This window comes from Saccharopolyspora ipomoeae (genome assembly GCF_029952525.1).
GTDB classification, from domain to species: domain Bacteria; phylum Actinomycetota; class Actinomycetes; order Mycobacteriales; family Pseudonocardiaceae; genus Saccharopolyspora; species Saccharopolyspora ipomoeae.
Genome location: NZ_JASAOF010000001.1, coordinates 1 through 16,400 on the forward strand (window position 1 = coordinate 1; position 16,400 = coordinate 16,400).

Annotated in this window: 17 protein-coding genes; 13 read left to right on the forward strand and 4 right to left on the reverse strand. The window is 69.5% G+C overall.

Translation table 11 applies throughout. The annotated features are described in order from the left end of the window. Positions 1-263: 263 nt before the first annotated feature. The 5 genes from QFW96_RS00005 (at position 264) to QFW96_RS00025 (ending at position 6,336) form a co-directional block, all read left to right on the forward strand. The gene (locus tag QFW96_RS00005) at positions 264-1,301 is read left to right on the forward strand and encodes a LacI family DNA-binding transcriptional regulator (RefSeq protein WP_281453363.1); all 1,038 of its coding nucleotides are present in this window, start codon (positions 264-266) and stop codon (positions 1,299-1,301) included. A 167-nt stretch (positions 1,302-1,468) separates the two neighbouring features. Next, a complete protein-coding gene (locus QFW96_RS00010; RefSeq protein WP_281453364.1) occupies positions 1,469-2,758 on the forward strand; it encodes an ABC transporter substrate-binding protein in 1,290 nt (429 codons plus the stop codon). 58 nt (positions 2,759-2,816) lie between these two features. After that, positions 2,817-3,821 (forward strand): carbohydrate ABC transporter permease, encoded by a 1,005-nt coding sequence (locus QFW96_RS00015; protein ID WP_281453365.1) that lies wholly within the window; start codon positions 2,817-2,819, stop codon positions 3,819-3,821. Then, positions 3,821-4,663, forward strand: a complete 843-nt coding sequence (locus tag QFW96_RS00020) for a carbohydrate ABC transporter permease (protein ID WP_281453366.1) — start codon at positions 3,821-3,823, stop codon at positions 4,661-4,663. Before QFW96_RS00015 ends, QFW96_RS00020 begins: the two co-directional genes overlap by 1 nt. A 32-nt stretch (positions 4,664-4,695) precedes the next feature. Beyond that, positions 4,696-6,336 carry a glycoside hydrolase family 13 protein gene (locus tag QFW96_RS00025; protein ID WP_281453367.1) on the forward strand — a complete coding sequence of 547 codons (1,641 nt, stop codon included), beginning with the start codon at positions 4,696-4,698 and terminating at the stop codon, positions 6,334-6,336. 200 nt (positions 6,337-6,536) lie between these two features. On the opposite strand, the gene QFW96_RS00030 is transcribed toward QFW96_RS00025, so the two are convergent. Continuing rightward, positions 6,537-6,779, reverse strand: coding sequence for an MmcQ/YjbR family DNA-binding protein (locus tag QFW96_RS00030; protein WP_281453368.1), 243 nt, complete (start codon positions 6,777-6,779; stop codon positions 6,537-6,539). A gap of 189 nt (positions 6,780-6,968) precedes the next feature. Here QFW96_RS00030 and QFW96_RS00035 point away from each other — a divergent pair, with 189 nt between their 5' ends. The 5 genes from QFW96_RS00035 (at position 6,969) to QFW96_RS00055 (ending at position 13,796) form a co-directional block, all read left to right on the forward strand. Then, positions 6,969-8,360 carry a DNA-binding protein gene (locus QFW96_RS00035; RefSeq protein WP_281453369.1) on the forward strand — a complete coding sequence of 464 codons (1,392 nt, stop codon included), beginning with the start codon at positions 6,969-6,971 and terminating at the stop codon, positions 8,358-8,360. Positions 8,361-8,387: 27 nt separating this feature from the next. After that, complete coding sequence (katG, locus tag QFW96_RS00040; RefSeq protein ID WP_281453370.1) at positions 8,388-10,571, forward strand: catalase/peroxidase HPI; 2,184 nt, start codon at positions 8,388-8,390, stop codon at positions 10,569-10,571. 199 nt (positions 10,572-10,770) lie between these two features. Next, entirely contained in the window at positions 10,771-11,232 is a 462-nt protein-coding gene (locus QFW96_RS00045) for an MSMEG_3727 family PQQ-associated protein (RefSeq protein WP_281453371.1), read from the forward strand. Positions 11,233-11,242: 10 nt separating this feature from the next. Next, complete coding sequence (locus tag QFW96_RS00050; protein WP_281453372.1) at positions 11,243-12,943, forward strand: PQQ-dependent dehydrogenase, methanol/ethanol family; 1,701 nt, start codon at positions 11,243-11,245, stop codon at positions 12,941-12,943. A 100-nt stretch (positions 12,944-13,043) separates the two neighbouring features. Then, positions 13,044-13,796, forward strand: a complete 753-nt coding sequence (locus QFW96_RS00055) for an alpha/beta fold hydrolase (protein WP_281453373.1) — start codon at positions 13,044-13,046, stop codon at positions 13,794-13,796. Here QFW96_RS00055 and QFW96_RS00060 read toward each other — a convergent pair. Then, positions 13,793-14,275, reverse strand: a complete 483-nt coding sequence (locus QFW96_RS00060) for a CGNR zinc finger domain-containing protein (RefSeq protein WP_281453374.1) — start codon at positions 14,273-14,275, stop codon at positions 13,793-13,795. The two genes, QFW96_RS00055 and QFW96_RS00060, sit on opposite strands and share 4 nt — an antisense overlap. Positions 14,276-14,337: 62 nt before the next feature. On the opposite strand from QFW96_RS00060, the gene QFW96_RS00065 reads away from it, so the two are divergent. Next, a complete protein-coding gene (locus QFW96_RS00065; RefSeq protein ID WP_281453375.1) occupies positions 14,338-14,958 on the forward strand; it encodes a LysE family translocator in 621 nt (206 codons plus the stop codon). Between the two features lie 119 nt (positions 14,959-15,077). Here the strand turns inward: QFW96_RS00065 and QFW96_RS00070 are convergent, their stop codons facing one another. Then, positions 15,078-15,338: a hypothetical protein gene (locus QFW96_RS00070; RefSeq protein ID WP_281454033.1), complete on the reverse strand. Its 261-nt coding sequence runs from the start codon at positions 15,336-15,338 to the stop codon at positions 15,078-15,080. After that, the gene (locus QFW96_RS00075) at positions 15,251-15,478 is read right to left on the reverse strand and encodes an HC3 family zinc finger protein (protein ID WP_343231342.1); all 228 of its coding nucleotides are present in this window, start codon (positions 15,476-15,478) and stop codon (positions 15,251-15,253) included. Before QFW96_RS00075 ends, QFW96_RS00070 begins: the two co-directional genes overlap by 88 nt. 182 nt (positions 15,479-15,660) lie before the next feature. On the opposite strand from QFW96_RS00075, the gene QFW96_RS00080 reads away from it, so the two are divergent. Then, positions 15,661-15,861: a hypothetical protein gene (locus tag QFW96_RS00080; RefSeq protein WP_281453377.1), complete on the forward strand. Its 201-nt coding sequence runs from the start codon at positions 15,661-15,663 to the stop codon at positions 15,859-15,861. Positions 15,862-15,866: 5 nt separating this feature from the next. After that, a complete protein-coding gene (locus tag QFW96_RS00085; RefSeq protein WP_281453378.1) occupies positions 15,867-16,397 on the forward strand; it encodes a DUF6879 family protein in 531 nt (176 codons plus the stop codon). The last annotated feature ends 3 nt before the right edge of the window (positions 16,398-16,400 follow it).

Here is a 16,400-nt window from a genome sequence, read left to right on the forward strand (position 1 = left end):
CTTCCGCTACCTCCTCTACAAAGACGTCAACCGCCAAATCCGCCTCACCTGAGCAGCGGCACAGGCTCGGGCCGTCCCCTCGGCCCCCAGCGCAAACGGATGCCGACAATCCGATTCGCACGGCGTTTGCGCAACCCATCTCCCCTGGTCATGCAGGTTTCCGGACCGATGTTCCGAGGGATCAACGCAAACGCTTGCGCTTGAGACTCAGGCCACAGTACATTCCTCGCGATCTGGACGGCTGATCGATCGGAGGAGAGCCCGTGGTCGGCATCGAGGAGGTCGCGCGGCGCGCCGGGGTGTCACCGTCGACGGTGTCACGCGCCCTCCGCGGGCGTTCCGGGGTGTCGGACCGGACCCGCCTGCGCATCACCGAGCTCGCCGCCGAACTCGACTACTCGATCTCCCGCTCGGCCTCCGGGCTCGCGACCGGGCGCACCTACTGCATCGGCGTCGTCGTCCCGTTCGTCTGGCGGTGGTTCTTCGGCCAGATCATCGGTGGCGCAGAACAGGTCCTGCGCGCGGCGGGCTACGACCTCATGCTCTACACCGCCGGCGACGAGGAGTCCCGCGAGCGGTTCTTCCGCGACCTGCCGGTGCGCGGGCGGGTCGACGCCGTGCTGGTGCTGTCGATGGACCTCACCGAGCAGGAATCCGACCGCCTCCGCGGGCTGGACCTGCCGCTGGGCCTGGTCGGGCACGAAGCCGAGGGGTTCAACTCGGTGCACATCGACGACCGGCAGGGCACCCGGCTGGCCGTGCAGCACCTCATCAACCTCGGGCATCGCGACATCGCGATGATCCAAGGGCTGGAACCGAAGCCGCAGGGCGCCATCGCGCCGATCATCCGCCGCGAGGCGTTCCTGCAGACCCTCCGCGACAACGGCATCGAGCCGCGCCCCGAGTGGATGGTGCCCGGTGAGTTCGGCATCTCGGGCGGCGAGCGCGCGATGGACCGGCTGCTCGCCGAATCCCACCTGCCCACAGCGGTGTTCGCCTACGCCGACGAACTCGCGATGGGCGCGCTGCGATCCCTGCGCAGGCACGGGCGCTCGGTGCCCGAGCACATGTCGATCGTGGGCTTCGACGACCACGAGATGAGCGAGTACGTCGACCTGACCACGGTGGCCCAGCCGGTGCAGGCGCAGGGCGCCACCGCCGCGCAACTGCTCATCGACCAGCTCGACGAGCGATCCCCGAAGGACACCGTCGTATCCGTGCCGATCGACCTCGTGGTGCGGGGATCCACAGCTCCGCCGCCGAAATCCGCGGACGAGCGAGGAGATGGAGGAGGCTGGTAAGCGCAGGGAGAACCTGCCTTTCACGGGCGATCTGAAAGCGGGCGCAAAAAGCCCGGAGCAATTCGACGAATCGAATACCGACCGAACCGCACAACGCGACTGGATCGATCCGGTGCATTGCGCGGTGGAGCCCCCGCGTGCTCGAGAAGTCCTCAATGGAGAGTGGCATGAGACAGAGAAATCGGTTAGCGATCGCCGCGGTGCTGACGTGCACCGCAGCTCTGACGGCCGGCTGCGGCGGAGCGGCCACGGACGAACCGTCGGCCGCGCTGGAAGGCCGCGGCCCGATCACCTACGTGGCGGGCAAGGACGAGGAGGGCGTCAACCCCAAGATCGTCGAGGCCTGGAACCAGGCCCACCCCGACGAGCAGGTGCGCTTCATCGAACTCTCCTCCTCGGCCGACGACCAGCGCCAGCAGATGGTGCAGAACGCGCAGACCAAGTCCGACGCGTTCACCGTGCTCGACCTCGACAACGTCTGGACCACGGAGTTCGCCGCGAACCGCTGGATCACCGAGCTCCCCCGGGACCGGTTCGGGCTTGAGAAGTTCGTCCCGACCACCGTCGAGACCTCGGTCTACCGGGACCGGCTCTACGGCGTCCCCACCACCTCCGACGGCGCGATGCTCTACTTCCGCCAGGACCTGTTGGCCAAGGCCGGCGCCAAGCCACCGGCGACGTGGGACGAGATGCGCCAGACCTGCGAGAAGGTGCTGGCACTGCCCGAAGCCGCCGGGATGTCGTGCTTCGCCGGGCAGTTCGAGAAGTACGAAGGGCTGACGGTCAACTTCTCCGAGGCCGTGCACGGAGCCGGTGGTGCGGTCACCGATCCCGAGGGCAAACCGCACGTCAACACGCCGGAGGCCAAGCGCGGACTGGACGCGCTCGTCGAGGGGTTCCGCTCCGGGATGATCCCGCGCGACGCGATCACCTTCAAGGAGACCGAGACGCGTCGCGCGTTCATGGACGGCAAGGTCGTGTTCACCCGGGCCTGGCCGAACCAGTACTCGCACGCGGCCAAGACCGACGGTTCTTCCGGCGTGGCGGGCAAGTTCGACGTCGCACCGCTGCCCGGCGTCGCCGGTCCCGGTGTGTCCAGCCTGGGCGGGCACAGCCTCGCGATCTCCGCGTTCGCCAAGAACAAGGCCACCGCGGTCGATTTCATCAAGTTCGCCACCGCGCCCGAGCAGCAGCGGTTGCGGTTGGACCAGGGCTCGCTGGCGCCGACCCTCGGCGAGATCTACGACGACCCGGCGATGCAGGCCAAGTACCCGTACCTGCCGCTGTTGAAGAAGTCCATCGAAGGTGCCGAGCCGCGTCCCCGCGTCATCAAGTACGGCGAGGCCACCGACGTGATCCAGGAGAACGCCTACGCGGCGTTGCGCGGCGAGAAGTCCTCCGATCAGGCGCTGGCCGATCTGCAGGCCCGGCTCCAGGAGCTGACCGGACAGCAGTGAGCGCGCGGGGCGGGCGCCCGGTAGCGGGCACCGCCCCGCCCTCCCGGGGAGGTGAGAGATGACGGCAGAAGTGGAATCCGCGGTCGCACCCGCGGCCGAGCGGGGACGCGGCCCCCGCAGGCGCAGATCGCCGCAGGCCGCCGCGGCGGCGCGCCTGGCCGCTGCGCTGGTGTCGCCGACGCTGCTGGTGCTCGGCCTGGTGGTGGTCTACCCGATCGTCGCGGCGCTGCGGCAATCGCTGTTCACCGAGGGCCAGGGCGTCGACGCCGACGGCTTCGTGGTCGAAGGCGAGCAGTTCGCCGGGCTCGGCAACTACGCCGACGTGGTCACCGGGCCCAACGCGGCGCGGTTCTGGAACGCGCTGTGGAACACGACGTTCTTCACCACGACGACCGTGGTGCTGGAGGCCGTGCTCGGCGTGGTGATGGCGCTGATCATGCACCGGGCGTTCCGCGGACGCGGGCTGGTGCGCGCGAGCGTGCTGGTGCCGTGGGCGATTCCCACGGCCGTGTCCGCGCTGCTGTGGCGGTGGATCTTCGCGTCCGACGGCGTGGTCAACGCGATGCTGGGAACCCAGGTGCTGTGGAGCGCCGACGGCGCCCCGGCCAAGCTCGCGGTGATCGTGGCCGAGGTGTGGAAGACCGCACCGTTCGTGGGATTGCTCGTGCTGGCTGGTCTTCAGGTGATCCCGCGCGACGTCTTCGAGGCCGCTCGGGTCGACGGAGCCAACGCCTGGCAGCGCTTCACGCGCATCACCCTGCCGCTGGTGCGTCCGGCGCTGCTGGTGGCGGTGCTGTTCCGGATCCTCGACGCGCTGCGGATGTTCGACCTGCCGTTCGTGCTGATCGGGCAGCAGAAGGAGTCGGTGGAGACGCTGTCGATGCTGGCCTGGCAGGAGGCCACCAACGTGCAGTACGGGCCTGCGGCGGCCTACGCGACGATCATGTTCTGCTACGTCGCCGTCGTCGCCTTCGCCTTCGTCAAGCTGCTGGGCGCGGACCTGCTGGGCGAGGCCCGGTCGCAGGTGAGAACCGCGCGGAAATCCGGGAAGGCGGTGGCGTGATGACGAATTCGGCTTCGACGCGCTCCTGGAAGCGCTGGGCGCCGTACCTCGGCGTCGCGGTGATCGTGCTGTACTGCCTGGCCCCGTTCTACTGGATGGCGGCGACCGCGTTCCGGCGTCCCTCGGACCAGTTCGACCTCAGCCCGCTGCCGCAGGTGTGGTCGTTGGAGAACTTCCGCGCGGTCTTCGCCCCCGACGTGGGCTTCGGCTGGGCGCTGCTGAACAGCTTCGTGGTCGCCTCGGTCACCACGCTGCTGACGCTGGTGGTCGGCATGACCACCGCCTACGCGCTGGCTCGGCTGCACTTCCGGGGCAAGAACGCGGTGCTGGCGCTGATCATCGCCTGCTCGATGTTCCCCGGCATCTCGCTGATCGTGCCGCTGCTGAAGCTGTTCACCGACATCGGCTGGATCAACACCTACCAGGCGATGGTGCTGCCGAGCCTGTCGTTCGCGCTGCCGCTGGCGGTGTGGAACCTGACGACGTTCTTCCGGCAGATGCCGGTGGAGCTGGAGCAGGCGGCCATGGTCGACGGCTGCACGCCCGGTCAGGCGTTCCGCAAGGTGATCGTGCCGCTGGCCGCTCCGGGCGTGTTCACCACCGCGATCTTGACCTTCATCATGGCGTGGAACGAGTTCATCATCGCGCTGAGCATGGTCAACGAGAAGGAGATGCAGACCGTCACGGTCGCGATCTCCAAGTTCGTCGGTGCGCAGGGCCACGAGCAGCCGTTCGGCACCCAGATGGCGGCGGGCGTGATCGTCACCGTGCCGTTGGTGGTGGCCGTGCTCATCTTCCAGCGCCGCATCATCGCCGGTCTGACCTCAGGCGGGCTCAAGTGACCGCAGTGAACTCTTTCGGAGAGGGAGAACCGTTGCAGCACAACCGATCCGGCGAGCGCCCCTGGTGGCGCGACGCGGTGATCTACCAGGTCTACATCCGCAGCTTCGCCGACGGCGACGGTGACGGCGTGGGCGACATCGAGGGAATCCGCTCCCGGCTTCCCTACCTGCGCGACCTCGGCGTGGACGCGCTGTGGATCAACCCCTGGTACCGCTCACCGCAGGCCGACGCCGGCTACGACGTGGCCGACTTCCGCGACATCGACCCGCTCTTCGGCACCCTCGCGGACGCGGAGAAGCTGATCGCCGACGCGCACGAGCACGGGCTGCGGATCATCCCGGACATCGTGCCCAACCACACCTCCGATCAGCACCGCTGGTTCCGCGACGCGCTGGCGGCCGGGCCCGGCGCACCCGAGCGGCACCGCTACGTCTTCCGCTCCGGGCGAGGAGCCGACGGCGCGGAGCCGCCGAACAACTGGCGCTCGGTCTTCGGCGGCCCGGCGTGGACGCGGGTGGCCGACGGCGAGTGGTACCTGCACCTGTTCGCCCCCGAGCAACCCGACCTGAACTGGGCGAATCCCGAGGTGCACGACGAGTTCGCCGAAGTCCTGCGGTTCTGGTTCGACCGCGGCGTGGACGGCTTCCGCATCGACGTCGCGCACGGGCTGGCCAAGGACCCGGCCCTGCCGGACCTGACCGGCAGTCCGCAGGAACACCTCGCGCACCCGCACTGGGACCGCGACGAGGTGCACGAGATCTACCGCCGGTGGCGCGCCATCGCCGACGAGTACCCGGGCGACCGCAAGTTCGTCGCCGAGGCGTGGGCCCCGTCGCCGGAGCGGCTCGCCCGCTACCTGCGGCCGGGCGGGCTGCACACCGCGTTCAACTTCGACTTCCTGAAGTGCCCGTGGGAGCCCGAGCGGATGCGCGACGTCATCGACTCCACCGCGGCGAGCCTGTCGGCGGTCGGGGCTCCACCGACCTGGGTGCTGTCCAACCACGACGTGACCCGGCACGTCACCCGCTACGGACGCGACGCCGAGTGGGTGCCGCACGACCGGCGCCGGCTCGGTGAGGACGAGCCGGTCCTCGCCGAACCGGACCTGGACCTGGGCGTCCGCCGAGCGCGGGCGGCCGCGCTGCTGATGCTCGCCCTGCCCGGCGGCGCCTACGTCTACCAGGGCGAGGAGCTCGGGCTGCCGGAGGTCGAGGACCTGCCCGAGGAGTCCCTGCAGGACCCGATCTGGGAGCGCTCGGGGCGCACCGAGCGCGGCCGCGACGGCTGCCGGGTGCCCCTGCCGTGGTCGGGGGACGGCCCGCCGTTCGGCTTCGGCCCGCCGGACTCCGCGTCTCCCTGGCTCCCGCAGCCCGCCGAGTGGCGCGATCGCACGGCCGAGGCCCAGGAGGCCGACCCGGCCTCGATGCTGGAGCTCTACCGCACCGCGCTGCGGCTGCGCCGCGAGCTGGACGCGCTCGGCGAGGGCGAGATGCGCTGGTTGGACGCCCCCGAGGGCGTCCTGGCGTTCCACCGCGACCCCGGTTTCACCTGCGTGGTCAACATGTCGGGCGCTCCGCAACCGCTGCCAGAGCACGAGCGGGTGCTGCTCACCTCCGCCGACCTGGACGGCGGCCTGCTCCCGCCGGACGCGGCGGCGTGGCTGGCGGACTGACCACCGCTCACCCCACCCGGTGGTGGGGAAGTTTTCATGAAAACCTCACTCCACTACGAACCGGACAGTTTTCATGAAAACTTCCCCACCACCACCCACTCAAAGCACCTGACGTGCAAAAACGAAACACCAATCGAAACGTCCCACCACCCGTTCTCCCGAGAGCGGGGGAAGTTTTCATGAAAACTTCCCCCACCACCTCACCGATCGGAGGGGACGGTTTTCATGAGAACGTCGTTCGTCTGAGCAGCTTTCAGCTGGTCGACCGCACCGCGCACCCGCCAGTGCCGCCGCGCGTCGACGCGCAGCCGCGTGCTCGGCAGGAAGACCTTCCCGCCGATCTTGTGCACCTCGACGTCGGGCTCGAAGGGGTGCTCCAGCTCCGCTGCGAGCAGTCCGCCCGCCGCCTCCTCCGCGACGTCCTGCGACCGCCCTGCCTCCACGCGTGACCTCCTCGCCGCCGTTCGTTACCGGATGCGGTCCGTTCGTGCGCTCTTCGGCCGCTCTCGTCCCACTGCGCTGGTCCCGGAAACGGGCATAAGCTTAGTTTCAGACCTTGGAGCGGGAGATCCGCCAGCGCGGAATCCGTCGATTCCCGGTCGGCTTGGTGAGGAGACCAAAGGCGGTCTTGGATGGCAGACGTGCACCGGCTCGACCCGATCTCGCGCGTCTCCGGCACCACGACGGTGTACGGGGCGTGGGAACGATTCGTGCAGGGCGAGGACGACATCAGCGGCGTGCGGCCCGAGGTGGCGATCTCGTGGCACCGCTGCCGCGACCAGTACCGCGTCGATCCCGGGCTCAAGGAGGCCCCGATCGCCGTGGCGGAGGTCGACCACACCCTCGAACACGACGTCGTGTTCGCCGACCTGGGGTTCCGGGCCGCCTCGGTGGCCCACGAGGTCGCCAACGTCGGGGGGATCGTCACCGTCACGGACGCCACCGGGCGGGTGCTGGCCGAGTGGGGCGATCCGAGCACCCGCAAGCTGGCCGCCGACGCGAACCTGGCGACCTGGTTCTGCTGGTCGGAGCAGGCCACCGGCACCAACGGCATGGGCACGGCGCTGGAGACGCACGCGCCGGTGATGATCCGCGGCGCCGAGCACTGGTGCCAGGCGTTCCACGAGTGGACCTGCGCGGGGGTGGCCGTGCGGGACGTGGTGACCAAGGATCCGATCGCGGTCCTCAACATCTCCTGCTGGCGCGGTGAGCTGCCCTCCCCCGCCGGCGCCTGGCTGGCCAACGCCGCCACCCGGACCCAGGCCACGCTGCGCCAGCGCGCCCAGGACGGCAGCGCGGAGCTGATCGCGGCGTTCAGCCACGCCCGCTCGCGCGCGGGCGTGTCGCTGGCCGCGGTCGACCCGGCTGGCCGGGTGGTGATCGCCGACGACACGGCGAGCGTGCTGCTCGGCGTGCCCAGCTGCACCCCGGCGAAGGACCCGGCGGTGCGCTGGAACCCGGGCCTGCCGGAGTTCATCAGCGCCGCCCGCTACGCCGCCAAGCAGGCCTCCCGCAATCCCGACTGGGTCGGGTCGACGCAGCTGTTCACCCACCTCTCCGACGAACCGACGCCGGTGACGATGCGACCGGTGTTCCTCGCCGGGCACCTGGTGGGCAACCTGGTGTTCTTCGGCGTCTCGGACGGCGAGCAGCTGCCGCGCGGCGAGAGCGCCCAGCAGCACGGCCCGCCGCACCGGATCGTGGGAACGCGGGAGAACCGGATGGTGCTGCTGAAGCTGCCGGAGATCTCCTTCGCCGAGTCCGACGGCAACGACGTGTGGCTGACCACCGACCAGGGGAAGCTGCGGGCCGCGTCGGGCAGCCTCGAGAAGCTGGAGAGCGAGCAGGGCGACGCGGGCTTCCTGCGGGTGCACCGGCGCTACGTGGTGAACCTGGGTCGCATCCGCGAGGTGGAGCGCCGCTTCAAGGGCGAGTTGGTGCTGATCATGGACGACGGTGCGAGCACGATGGTGCCGGTGTCGCGGCGCAACGCCCCTGCCGTGCGACGGGCTCTGGACATCTGAGCGGCTGGCCGGGGAGGTGGTCTCGCGTTGCCGGAGAACCCCGACTCGGTGGCCGTCACGCGCAACTACGACCAGGCGCTGCGACGTCCCGAGCGCACCCGCGAGCACCCGGCGGCGGGCGGCGACGCCCGCGACTGGTGGCCGCACCGGCTGAACCTGGAGATCCTGGCCAAGCACCACCCGAGCCGGAACCCGCTGGGCGAGGACTTCGACTACGCCGCCGAGTTCGCGAAGCTCGACCTCGACGAGCTGGCCCGCGACGTCGACCACGTGCTCACGACCTCGCAGGACTGGTGGCCCGCGGACTTCGGCCACTACGGGCCGCTGGTGCTGCGGATGGCCTGGCACTGCGCGGGCACCTACCGGGTCGCCGACGGTCGCGGTGGCCCGTGCTCGGGTTTGCAGCGCTTCGCGCCGCTGAACAGCTGGCCGGACAACCGGAACCTGGACAAGGCGCGGCGCCTGCTGTGGCCCGTCAAGCAGAAGTACGGCCGCACGCTGTCCTGGTCCGACCTGATGATCTTCGCCGGGAATAGGGCGCTGGAGTCGATGGGCTTCCGCACCCTGGGCTTCGCCGGTGGCCGCGAGGACGCCTGGGAGTCCGACGCCGACATCTACTGGGGCCCCGAGCGCACCTGGCTCGGCGATGAGCGCCACACCGGCGTCCGCGACCTCCAAGAACCCCTCGCCGCCGACGAGATGGGCCTGATCTACGTCGATCCGCAGGGCCCGGCGACGCTGCCCGACCCGATCGGCGCCGCTCGCGCCATCCGCGACACCTTCGCCCGGATGGCCTTCGACGACGAGGAGACCGTGGCGCTCATCGTCGGCGGGCACACGTTCGGCAAGACCCACGGCGCCGGCGACGTCAAGCACCTGGGGCCCGAGCCGGAGGGCGCCGGCCTCGAACAGCAGGGCCTGGGCTGGTGCAGCGGGCACGGCTCGGGCAAGGGTGCGGACACCATCTCCAGCGGGCTGGAGGGGACCTGGACGCCGCATCCGACGCGGTGGGACAACGGGTACCTGGAGACCCTGTTCGCCTACGAGTGGGACGTCGAGCTCAGCCCCGCCGGTCTCTGGCAGTGGGTGCCGCGCGAAGGCCAGGGCCACGGCACGGTCCCCGACGCGCACGACCCGTCGCGGGCGCACACGCCGACGATGCTCACCACCGACCTAGCGCTGCAGGAGGACGAGCAGTACCGGAAGATCGCGATGCGGTTCCTGGCCCGGCCCGAGGAGCTGGAGGACGCGTTCGCTCGGGCCTGGTTCAAGCTCACCCACATCGACATGGGACCGGTCCAGCGCTACCTCGGTCCGCTGGTGCCCGACGAGCGGATGATCTGGCAGGACCCGGTTCCCGAGGTCGACCACGAGCTCATCGACGCCGCCGACATCGCTGAGCTGAAGCGGCGGGTCCTCGACTCCGGGCTGTCGGTGCCGCACCTGGTGTTCACCGCATGGGCATCGGCGTCGACCTACCGCGACAGCGACAAGCGCGGCGGCGCCAACGGCGCCCGCATCAGACTCGAACCCCAATGCGACTGGGAGGCCAACGATCCCGAGATCACCGGACCTGTTCTCGCTTCTCTGGAACGGGTTCGGACCGAGTTCAACGGGGAGCAGACCGGGGCCAAACGGGTTTCGCTGGCCGACCTGATCGTCCTCGGTGGCTGCGCGGCCCTCGAACGGGCCGGTGCGCGGGTCGCGTTCTCCCCGGGCCGCACGGACGCCACCCAGGAGTGGACCGACGTCGCGTCCTTCGCCGCCCTGGAGCCCCGCGCCGACGGGTTCCGCAGCTACCTCGGCCCGAAACCACCTCTGCCCTCGGAATACCTGCTCGTCGACCGGGCCAACCAGCTCACGCTCAGCGCGCCCGAGATGACCGCGCTGATCGGCGGGTTGCGCGTGATCGGCGCCAACCACCGCGGATCACAGCTCGGGGTGCTCACCGAGCGACCGGGCACGCTCAGCAACGACTTCTTCGTCAACCTCCTCGACATGAGCACCGAATGGGTCCCCACCTCCGGCACCTTCGAGGGACGGGACCGGCGCAGCGGCTCCGCTCGGTGGCGGGCGAGCCGCGTCGACCTCGTCTTCGGGGCGAACCCCGAACTCCGCGCGATCTCCGAGGTCTACGCCAGTGACCAGGAGAAATTCCTGCACGACTTCGCCGCCGCGTGGGACAAGGTCATGAATCTCGGTCGCTTCTGAGTCCGAGCGGTAGGCCTCGCCGTGCGAGCGGTGCCGGCACCCGGCCCGGCGGCGCCGAGTGTCCGCCTCCGGGCACCCGGCGTAGTGTCCGATTTCGTTACGGGCCAAGTGGTTTGGCCCTCGCCGGGCGCTCGAACCGCTGTTCCCCCATCGCGCGCACCGGCCTGTCGCGAACGGATTCACAAGGAGGTGATCTCCGGTGACGACAGCCAAGGAACGCTCCGATCTGCTCAACGAAGTCGGACTGGACTCGCAGAACGGCGCAGCCCTGGGCCGCGTGCTCGGCACCGGCAACATCCATCGGGCCACCGAGCGGTCCGACGGCACGATGGAGGCCACGGTCCGCATCCTGCCCGACGAGATCGTCTGGGACCCTTCGATTCTCGTCCTCCCGCACGGCGGAGACCTCGAATTGACGCTGATCAACGACGACCTCAACACCCACTGCGCGCTGCTGCCCAGCAACGGCGACAGCAAGTTCATCTGGCTGGTCAACCACTCCAAGGGGCGCGCGAAGCTCAACCTCGACGGGCCCGGCTACTACTGGTTCTCCTCGCCCACCGGAAACGACGAGGGGCGCGGGCTGACCGGCGCGATCGTCGTGCTCGGCGAGGTCCCGCCGGAAGCCCGCCTCGACCGTCCCGACCAGATGCGCCCGTAGGAGGACGACGATGACTCTCGAATACGTCGACGCCGGCGAGGCGATCGACCACGGCACCCTGAGCGCGGTGCCCCGCAACGCGCCCGACGTCGGGTTCCGCGTCGGCTACGACCGGCTGCTCGACGCGCGCTCGGAGTCGCACAACTGGCTGACCTACTACGGCGCCTACGACGGGCAGCGCTACAGCCTGCTCGACCAGATCAACACCGAGACCGTCAAGGGCATGGGCCCGGCCTGGATCTTCCAGGCGGGCACCGCGGGCATGATCGCGGGCGCGTCGACCTACGCGTTCGAGGCGACACCTCTGGTCGTCGACGGGGTCATGTACGTCTCGGGCTGGGACGGCTGGGTGTGGGCGCTGGACGCCAAGACCGGCGACCAGATGTGGCGCTACAAGCACGCCGTGCCCTACGACGTGTCGCTGTGCTGCGGCAACGTCAACCGCGGCGTCGCGGTCGCCAAGGGCAAGGTCTTCTGCGTGATGCCCAACGCGCACCTGCTGGCGCTCGACGCGGTGACCGGCGAACGCGTGTGGGACAAGACCATCGGGGACGTGCGGGCCGGTGAGAGCGGCACGATGGCTCCGCTGGTCGTCAAGGACATGGTCATCACCGGCAGTTCGGGCGGCGAGTTCGGCGTGCGCGGGCACATGGACGCCTTCGACCTGGAGAGCGGTCAGCACCGCTGGCGCTGCTACATGGTCCCCAAGCCGGGTGAGCCCGGATCGGAGACCTGGCCGGCCGACGGCGAGGCGTGGGCGCGCGGCGGGGCGAACCCGTGGATCACCGCGACGTTCGACCAGGACACCAACCTGCTGTACGTGGGCACCGGAAACCCGGCGCCGGACTTCGACGGCGCGGTCCGCGAGGGCGACAACCTCTACACCGACAGCATCGTGGCCGTCGACGTCGACCAGGGCACCATCCAGTGGCACTACCAGTGCACCCCGCACGACGTGTGGGACTACGACTCGACGATGGAGAACATCCTGTTCGACCAGGGCGGGCGCAAGATGCTCGGCCACTTCGACAAGAACGGGTACTTCTTCGTCCTCGACCGCACCAACGGGGAGCTGGTGTCGGTCACGCCCTACGTGGACCGGATCGACTGGGGCACCATCACCCGCGACGGCAAGGTGACCCCGCGCAAGTACCCGGACGCCGAAGGCGAACCGGTGCACTTCTACCCCGGCCCGGCCGGGGCGAAGGAGTGGACGCACGCCGCCTACAACCCGGACACGGAGCTGTTCTACGTCCCGGTCCAGGACGTCGGCGCCACCGCGACGCGGCGACGTCGCGAGTTCCGCGAGGGAATTCCCTACTGGGGCGCGGGTGTTCAGGTCGACGCCGACGACATGACCGGCTCCATCAGCGCTTTCGACTCGGAGGGCAACGAGAAGTGGCGCTGGCGCAACACCCTGCCGATGTGCTCGTCGGTGCTCACCACCGCCGGGAACCTGGTCTTCGCCGGGACACCGTCCGGTGAGTTCGTCGCCCTGGACGCCCGCAACGGCGAGAAGCTGTGGCAGTTCCAGTGCGGCAGCGGTCACCACGGCAGCCCGATGACCTACTCGGTCGACGGCAGGCAGTACGTCGCGGTCCCGGTCGGCTGGGGCGGCTGGATCGAGGGCTTCCTGCCCGGCATGCTCGGAGCAGGCCACGGCAGCGCCCTCATCGCCTTCGCCCTCCCGGAGGAACCCGGAACCCGCTGATCACCTCGTGGGGGGTGGGGACGGTTTTCATGAAAACTGTCCCCACCCCCGACGCGGTCGTGAGAGGCTCCTCCCCAACCGGGGTTCAGGGGGGGAACGCGTGCCGCTCGCGCACCGCAACGGACTGCACATCGCCTACGAGATCACCGGTGAGGGTCCCCCGCTGTTGCTGCATCCGGGCATGTTCCACATCGGTCGGCGGTGGAGCGAGGCCGGGTACACGGACGCCCTGGCCACGACGCACACGGTGATCACCGTCGACCCGCTCGGCCTCGGCGGCAGCTCGGCCCCGGTTGACCCGGCCGACTACTCGCCGGCTCGCCGCGCCGATTCCGTCACCGCGGTGCTCGACCACCTCGGGTGCGAGAAGGCCGCGTTCTGGGGCTACTCCCTCGGCGCGCTCACCGGCTACGCCGTCGCCGTGCACGCCCCCGACCGGCTCACCCGCCTGGTGGCCGGTGCCTTCGACCCGCTCAACGGCTTCGAATCGGCGATCGGCCCGATGCTCCGCGCCCTGAACCTGCCCGCCGACACCGACCCGTGGCCGATCATGCGAGACAGCGCCCGCGCGAATCCCGACCACGCGGCACTCATCGACGCCGCCGACCCGGCCGCCCTGCGCGCCAACTACGAGGCGTTCCGCCACGAGCCGGGTGTCCACGAGTCCCTGGCGAAGAGCCCCGTACCGCTGCTGATGTACGCGGGCACCGCCGACGCCTGGCACGACCCCATGCGCACCTTCGCCGAACGCACCGGCACTCCGTTCGCGTCGATGCCGGACGCCGACCACGTCCGGGCCTGGCGCAACAGCGCAGAAGCCCTCGCCTTCGCCCACCCGTTCCTGTCGGGCTAACGAGCCCGCGCGCGGTGGGCGGCGACCTTGTGGCGGTTGAGGCAGGTCGGGGAGCAGAACCGGCGGCGTCCGGTCGGGGAGGCGTCGGCGTAGACGTCGACGCAGCGGGCGGCCTGGCACGTGCCCAGGCGGCTCTCGTCGTGGTGCAGCAGCCAGCCGAGCAGGCAGGTGCTCAGCGCGGCGGGCAGCACGTCGCCGCTGGACTCGACGGCCCAGGTGAGCCCCTGCCCGGTCATGACCGGGACCGGGCGGAGCGCCCGCAGCAGTCCGTTGAGCTCCGCGAGCGGGCGTTCCGCGGCGAACACCCGGAACAGGGCGTTGGCCGAGGCCACCGGGTCCCCGGAGGCCGACCACCCCAGCACGCTCACGACGTCCGGGTACGGCGCCGCCTGCTCCCCCGCAGCCGCTCGCGGCTCGTCGGCGAACTCGTTCACGAACTCCACGAGCTCACCCAGGTCGAGAACAGGAACGGCCAACACATCCCCAGGCTAACCGACACGTCCCTTCCTGCCGGTTACCACGATCTGTAACCTCCTGACCCATGCCACCGGGTTACATCGACCTCAGCGTGCTCCCCGCATTCCTGGCCGCCGTGACGCTCCTGCTGCTGGCACCGGGTCCGGACATGGCCTTCATGGTCGCCACGGGACTGCGCGACGGATTGCACGGCACGACCAGGGCAGCTCTCGGCATCACCGCTGGCGTCAGCGTCTACGTCGTCCTCACCGCCCTCGGCCTCGGAGCCTTCCTCGCGGCCGCCCCGAGCCTCATCGCCGCCCTCCAGCTCGCGGGCGCCGCCTACCTGGCCCACCTGGCGTGGACGACCTGGCGCAGCGCCGCTGCCCCGGTGGAGATCACGACCGCCACCACCCGAGCGTTCCGGAGGGGTTTCCTGGTCAACCTCGCCAACCCGAAGATCGCGTTGTTCTTCACGGCGTTCCTCCCGCAATTCCTCGGCGACACCGAGGACAACCCCACCTTCCAGCTCCTGCTCCTCGGCACCCTCCTGCAAACCCTCGGCCTCCTCACCGACCTCGCGATCGGCTGCGCCGCAGGTGCCGTCCGCAACCGCCTGCTCCACCGCACACGCCCCCGCACCCTCCTCAACCGACTCGCGGCAGCCACCTACGCCACCCTCGCCACCGCCCTGCTCACCAGGTGACAGTTTTTCCTCGAATTGACCGGGCAAAACGGACATCGATCACGGGTGATTCGAGGAAAAACCGCCCACTGCCAACCACCATCGACACGGACACCGCGGGGCTCAGGACTCGATCGCGTTCACGACACCCCCTCGACCTGGGCACCTTCTTCACGGAGGGCTCTGGCCGCCTCGTCGCAGACGCGGGCGAGCACTTCGAGTTCGGCGGGCTCGCATCGGTCGCCGTGAACGTTCTCGACCGCTGAACCGATGGCGATCACCGCAGCTTGGAGCTTCCTCCCGAGCCTCGGCGTCACGATTCCGCCCACCGACTCGGCATAGGGACACCGGCGAGTTCGTGAGCGGCAACGTTGCAGGAGCCGCACGTCGCCCAGAACCACGCGATCTCCGAGCGGTCGGGCGTGATCGACTCACCGCACAACGCGGTGCCGACCTCCCCGGATTCGAGCCGGGTTCGAGTCGCGTGGCGCTGCCCTCCCGCCGGGACCCAGTGGAACGGGTGCGGCTGAAACATGGCCATATCTCCTCCTCACTCACAGAGCAGCCTGAACATGCAGCAAGATTAGAACCACACAAGAAACATTCGAGAAGCTTCCTCTTCGATTCATCCATATGGGTAGATCAGGGATCCGCTTCTTGCACCACGTCACTCCTTGCACGAACCATTCGCACTTGATTCACTGCGATCAGCGAGGAGACGCCATGAAGCTCACGCACTTGGGAACCACCAGCGGCGGCGGAGGCTGCCCAGAGCTGTACGAAACGGATCGGGACACCTACGTAGTGCAAGGAACCCGCGTGACCGACGCAGACGCGCTGGCGACACTGCGCGAGCGCGGCTTGCCCGAGCACGAAACCGCCGTCGAAATCCCCGAGGCGCTCCTGCGGTTCGCGAGGGGCTGATCGTCATGACCGACTTCGTCTCAGGAGCAGACTTCGAAGAGCTGTTCCGAACCTTCCAGCACACGGCGTTCCGACTGGAAACCCAAGGGACCTACGGAGAACCAGTTGAGGACGAACCGCTGCGCCGCTTCCTCGCCGGAGAACCGCCGGACGACTCGTGGTTGACCCCGTGGATCGACAACGTCCGCGACGCAACCGCGAAGGGCCGCGAGTTCCGACGTGTGCGCGTGCTGAGCACGCCCTTGACCGACTACCTGAGGTTCGAGATGGATCTCGCTCTGCGTGCGAACATCCCGGCTGGTGAGGACATCCGCAGCCTGACTGTCTCCGAGGCCGAGGCATTGGGCGTCCCGATCGGCGTGGACTTCTGGATGTTCGACGACACGCGGGTCGGCGTGATGCGGTTCGGCGGCAGAGGCATGCTCGGACTTGAGATGATCACCGACGCTGAACAGGTCGAGCAGTTCCGGCTCATCAGGGATCGGGCGTGGGGCGCCGCGTCGCGCGTCGAGCAGTGGGCCGCTTTGTTGCAGTGAGGA